The 5,635-nt window shown below is 41.9% G+C and carries 6 protein-coding genes; all 6 read left to right on the top strand.

What is annotated here, in order from left to right; translation table 11 throughout:
- Positions 1-280 (top strand): bifunctional pyr operon transcriptional regulator/uracil phosphoribosyltransferase PyrR (pyrR, locus tag AC1DUW_RS20025; RefSeq protein ID WP_477643277.1); only part of this gene is annotated, 280 nt, incomplete at its 5' end.
- Positions 281-461: 181 nt separating this feature from the next.
- A complete protein-coding gene (locus AC1DUW_RS20020; RefSeq protein WP_053345259.1) occupies positions 462-1,751 on the top strand; it encodes a solute carrier family 23 protein in 1,290 nt (429 codons plus the stop codon).
- A gap of 197 nt (positions 1,752-1,948) precedes the next feature.
- Entirely contained in the window at positions 1,949-2,884 is a 936-nt protein-coding gene (locus tag AC1DUW_RS20015) for an aspartate carbamoyltransferase catalytic subunit (protein WP_098175396.1), read from the top strand.
- Positions 2,847-4,133, top strand: a complete 1,287-nt coding sequence (locus AC1DUW_RS20010) for a dihydroorotase (protein ID WP_053345261.1) — start codon at positions 2,847-2,849, stop codon at positions 4,131-4,133. Before AC1DUW_RS20015 ends, AC1DUW_RS20010 begins: the two co-directional genes overlap by 38 nt.
- A complete protein-coding gene (locus AC1DUW_RS20005) occupies positions 4,130-5,236 on the top strand; it encodes a carbamoyl phosphate synthase small subunit (RefSeq protein WP_053345262.1) in 1,107 nt (368 codons plus the stop codon). The genes AC1DUW_RS20010 and AC1DUW_RS20005 overlap by 4 nt, the downstream gene beginning before the upstream one ends.
- Positions 5,215-5,635 (top strand): carbamoyl phosphate synthase preATP-grasp domain-containing protein (locus tag AC1DUW_RS20000; protein WP_477643276.1); only part of this gene is annotated, 421 nt, incomplete at its 3' end. The genes AC1DUW_RS20005 and AC1DUW_RS20000, both read left to right, overlap by 22 nt.

Genomic DNA, 5,635 nt, shown 5'->3' with positions numbered 1-5,635 from the left:
GGGTTCAGACATTCCAGTCAATATTAGCGATAAGAAAGTGATTTTAGTAGATGATGTTCTCTTTACCGGTAGAACTGTTAGGGCGGCAATGGATGCACTTGTAGATCTGGGAAGACCTTCACAAATCCAGCTCGCAGTATTAGTTGACAGAGGACATAGGGAGTTGCCGATCCGTGCAGATTTCGTTGGGAAGAACGTTCCAACATCACAATCGGAAAAAATTACCGTTACTTTAACAGAAGTAGATGAAGTAGATCAAGTCACTATACTAGAAAAATAAACAACAACATGAAAATTAAATAAGACCCTTTTAAAGACAGTCCAGAGAGGCTGGCAAAGGGGAGTCAATCGGGAGAGTTGTGCCTATGCATAGGCATCCGCCTTCTGAGAAACCCTCTTTGTATATACTGCAAAGAGGGTTTTTGCAGTTTTGATGCAATTTTCATGGGGGGGATACGAATATGGAAGAAATAAAAAGTGACGTCGTACTTGATGTTGAAGACGTACCTAGAGTTGGCCAGTGGATTACATTAAGCATCCAGCACCTATTCGCAATGTTCGGTGCAACGGTGTTAGTACCATTCCTAGTAGGGTTAAGCCCGGCTGTAGCACTGGTTTCAAGTGGATTAGGAACACTTTCATACTTATTGATTACCAAAGGTCAGATTCCCGCTTATCTCGGTTCATCCTTCGCCTTCATCACGCCAATTATTTTGGCAAAGGGGCTGGGCGGACCGGAAGCGGCAATGATCGGCTGTTTTGCAGCAGGGTTCATATATGGGATAATCGCCTTGATTATCCAAAAAGTCGGGTTACGCTGGTTAATGAATTTACTGCCTCCGGTTGTGGTTGGACCAGTTATCATTGTAATCGGGTTAAGCCTCGCTGGAACGGCTGTAGACATGGCGATGTATGATCCGCAAGATAAATACAGTGTCACATATATTATAATAGCGCTAATAACTTTAGCGGTAACCATTATCTGCAACGTTTTCTTTAAAGGATTCATTAACTTGATTCCCATTTTAATAGGGATTATAGTTGGCTACAGCTGTTCAGCAGTTGCGGGAATTATAGATTATGAACCAATTAAATCTGCACAATGGTGGGAAATGCCGAAATTCATGTTTCCTTATATAACTTATACACCAATCTTCTCATGGGAAGTCATTGCTATCATGGTCCCCGTGGCCGTCGTCACATTATCAGAACATATCGGCCACCAGATGGTACTGAGTAAAGTAGTTGGCAGAAACTTTTTGGAAAAGCCTGGTTTACATCGATCCATCCTAGGGGATGGAGCCGGAATCATGATTGGTTCCCTCATTGGTGGGCCACCACTAACATCATATGGTGAAAATATCGGGGTCCTGACGATGACAAAGGCATTTAGCGTGTATATCATCGGCGGAGCTGCTTTAACTGCAATCGTCTTTGGCTTTAACGGTAAGATTTCAGCTGTCATAAGCTCGATTCCTACAGCTGTGATGGGTGGAATATCAATCTTACTTTTCGGTATCATCGCTTCAAGCGGATTAAGGATGCTAATTGATAATAAAGTTGATTTTGATAAAAAACGCAACCTGATGATAGCTTCAGTCATCCTGGTACTTGGAATCGGCGGAGCGTTTGTACAATTATCGGATACGGTATCGCTATCTGGAATGGCACTTTCAGCGATTGTTGGAATCTTGCTTAACTTGATATTACCGGACAGAGAAAAAATTTCCGGAGACATCTTTGAAAAATAAGTCAAACTGTATCACACAATATATCACCTTTTAAAAGAAGTCCAGAGAGGCTTGAAAGGGTGTTGCTGTAAAGACAAATGAGAACGGGAAATAAACAGCCCTAGTTCTTGCAAGTCTTTATTACCTACACCCTGTCCTTAATGGCGGGGTGTTTTTTTTACCCCGCATCACAACAAATTGTGAAAGGAGCAGGATCAATGAAAAAATTATTGACGATGAATGAATTGACCATAACTGAAATTGAAAAAATTCTACAAGAAGCAGAGGGGTTTGCTAATGGAACGAGCTGGAACCCTAAACAGCAGACCATGGTTGCCAATCTATTCTTTGAACCAAGTACACGTACGAAATCAAGCTTTGAAATGGCTGAAAGAAAATTAGGTCTTGAGGTCATTCCTTTTGATGCCGGGACATCATCCGTTTTAAAAGGAGAAACCTTATATGACACAGCAAAAACGTTTGAATCAATCGGTGTCAATGCCTTAATTATCCGCCATGAACAGGATAATTACTTTGATGAACTAAAAGAAAAACTCAACATTCCTATAATCAATGCAGGTGATGGTTGTGGAAATCATCCAACGCAGTCATTGCTGGATTTATTGACGATAAAACAAGAGTTTAATAGTTTTACCGGTCTGAAGATTGCAATAATTGGGGACGTAATGCATAGCCGGGTGGCAAAATCGAATGCAGAAGCCTTAACTCGTCTAGGAGCGAATGTCGTATTTTCAGGTCCGCCTGAATGGTTTGATAGAAACAACAGCTTAGGGAGATATGAAGACATCGATCAAGCCATAGCGACATCGGATGTGGTTATGCTACTTCGAATTCAGCATGAAAGACATAATGAAAAATACAATCAGGCAAATGGGGATTATTTGGAAAGATTCGGTTTAACCAAACAACGTGAAAAAAATATGAAACCGGGTGCGATCATCATGCATCCTGCACCAATAAATCGCGGCGTTGAAATTGACAGTGATTTAGTCGAATGTAGCCGTTCAAGAATTTTTAAACAAATGCAAAATGGTGTGTTTATTAGAATGGCCGTATTAAAAAATGTGCTAGAACAATTTGAGGGAGGAATCATCCATGAAAACTGTCATCAAAAATGGAGTATTGCTAGATAATCAAAATTCATTCAAGAAAGCAGATATTGAAATAGAAGGAAAAATCATCACGAAAATCGGAGAGAACCTGGCAACAGAAAATTGTAAGGTAATAGATGCCAAAGGGTTACTTATTACACCAGGATTTATTGACCTGCATATCCATTTACGCGAGCCAGGCGGCGAGCATAAAGAAACAATAGCAACTGGAACGCTTGCAGCAGCAAGAGGCGGTTTTACCACCGTAGCGGCGATGCCTAATACAAGACCTGTTCCTGATACAATTGAAAATCTTGAAGCACTTAACCGGAAAATTGAAGAAACAGCACATGTTCGTGTACTGCCTTATGCATCCATCACGATTAGAGAGGCTGGCAAAGAATTGACTGACTTTTCTTCTTTAAAACAAACTGGGGCTTTCGCCTTTACAGACGACGGCGTTGGTATCCAAGAAGCCGGAATGATGCTGGCTGCGATGAAACAGGCTGCCGCTCAAGATATGGCTATTGTTGCTCATTGTGAAGATAATAGCTTAATCAATAAAGGCTCTGTACATGAAGGAAGATACTCCAAAGAACAAGGAATCAATGGAATCCCATCTGTATGCGAAGCTGTACATATAGCCAGGGATATCCTGCTTGCGGAAGCAGCGGACTGCCATTATCATGTCTGCCACATTTCTACGAAAGAATCGGTGAGAACTGTAAGAGATGCCAAGCGCGCCGGTATCCGGGTCACAGCAGAAGTTACACCTCATCACTTATTGCTGTGTGAAGATGATATCCCAGGACTTGATCCGAATTATAAAATGAACCCGCCTTTAAGAGGACGAGAAGATCGTGACGCATTGATAGAAGGCCTGCTGGACGGAACAATCGACTTTATTGCTACAGATCATGCTCCGCATACAGCTGAGGAAAAAGCTCAAGGGATGCAGCTAGCTCCTTTTGGAATTGTGGGACTAGAAACGGCCTTCCCGCTGCTTTACACAGAATTAGTCAAAAAGGATGTAATCACCTTAAAGCAATTGGTTGACTTCATGACCATCAAACCATCTGAGAGTTTCTCACTTCCTTATGGACAGCTAGTGGAAGGTGCTACTGCTGATATCGTATTAATCGATTTGGATACGGAAAAAGAAATTAATAAAGAAGAGTTTGCTTCAAAAGGTAAGAATACACCTTTTAATGAAAAGAAATGCTATGGCTGGCCAGTTATGACGATTGCAGAAGGAAAAACAGCTTGGGAAAAAGGACGTGTTCAAGGATGAAAAGACAGCTTATTTTAGAAGATGGAACGGTATTCCTCGGCGAAGCATTCGGAGGGGACGTAGAAAAAATAGGTGAAGTTGTTTTTAACACAGGGATGACAGGATATCAGGAGATTTTATCTGATCCCTCTTATTGCGGCCAAATAGTTACGCTAACTTACCCGCTAATCGGAAACTACGGAATAAACCGAGATGACTTTGAATCTATCAATCCAGCGATATCAGGGTTCGTCGTTAAGGAAACAGCTGATCTTCCTTCCAACTGGCGTAACCAATTATCTCTTGATGAATATTTGAAAAAGAAGAACATACCTGGCATAAGTGGAATTGATACGAGAAAGCTGACAAGAATCATCAGGAAATCAGGTGCACTTAAAGGAGCGCTCTGCAATATCAATAAAGATGCTGAAGAGATTGTGTCCCAGCTAAAAGCAACGGTGATTCCTTCTAATCAAGTGAAGCAGGTTTCTACAAAAGCTGCCTACTCAAGTCCTGGAAGAGGCCCACGAGTCGTTCTTGTTGATTATGGCATGAAGCATGGTATTCTACGCGAATTGACGAAGCGTGGTTGTGATGTTGTGGTTGTACCTTATAACGTTACGGCAGAGGAAGTGCTGCAATATCATCCAGATGGAGTGATGCTTTCAAACGGTCCTGGAGATCCGAAAAGTGTTCAGGAAACGCTTGAAATGATTCGTATAGTGCAGAAAGAAGTACCGCTATTTGGAATTTGCCTGGGTCATCAGTTATTCGCGCTGGCTAACGGTGCAGATACAGCAAAATTGAAATTTGGTCATCGAGGATCAAACCATCCGGTTAAAGACCTTCGTACTGGAAAAGTATCCATCACTTCTCAAAATCATGGATATACAGTCGAGGAGCTTTCTATTGAAAACACTGACCTTGTTGTGACACATACAGCATTAAATGACGATACAATTGAAGGCTTACGCCATAAAAAATATCCGGCTTTCACAGTTCAATATCACCCGGAGGCTTCACCTGGTCCGGAAGACGCCAACTACTTATTCAATGAATTTTTACAAATGATTGAAGCTGCACCTACGAAGGGGGAAAAAACATGCCAAAACGCACAGATATAAAAAGCATCCTAGTAATTGGTTCTGGTCCAATCGTAATCGGCCAGGCTGCTGAGTTCGATTATGCAGGAACTCAAGCATGTATTGCCTTAAAGGAAGAGGGTTACCGAGTAATCCTAATTAACTCAAATCCTGCCACAATCATGACAGATAGTGAAATGGCGGATGCGGTATATATCGAGCCGATCACTCTGGAATTTGTTAGCAAAATCATCCGTAAAGAGCGCCCTGATGCTCTGCTTCCGACTCTAGGAGGACAAACGGGTTTGAATATGGCAGTTGAACTAGCCGATGCAGGGATTTTGGAAGAATGCAATGTGCAGATTCTTGGTACGAAGCTTTCCGCTATCCAACAAGCAGAAGACCGTGATTTGTTCCGAACCCTGATGAACGACCTTGGGG

The sequence above is a fragment of the Peribacillus sp. P4_C12 genome (genome assembly GCF_056402095.1).
The sequence above is the reverse complement of the archived record's forward strand: the minus strand, read 5'-3'. Positions and strand labels throughout refer to the sequence as shown.

Bases quoted from the DNA above. Each gene is read 5' to 3' on its own strand.
- AC1DUW_RS20020 (WP_053345259.1), top strand. From the start codon at position 462: ATGGAAGAAATAAAAAGTGACGTCGTACTTGATGTTGAAGACGTACCT.
- AC1DUW_RS20015 (WP_098175396.1), top strand. From the start codon at position 1,949: ATGAAAAAATTATTGACGATGAATGAATTGACCATAACTGAAATTGAA.
- AC1DUW_RS20010 (WP_053345261.1), top strand. From the start codon at position 2,847: ATGAAAACTGTCATCAAAAATGGAGTATTGCTAGATAATCAAAATTCA.
- AC1DUW_RS20005 (WP_053345262.1), top strand. From the start codon at position 4,130: ATGAAAAGACAGCTTATTTTAGAAGATGGAACGGTATTCCTCGGCGAA.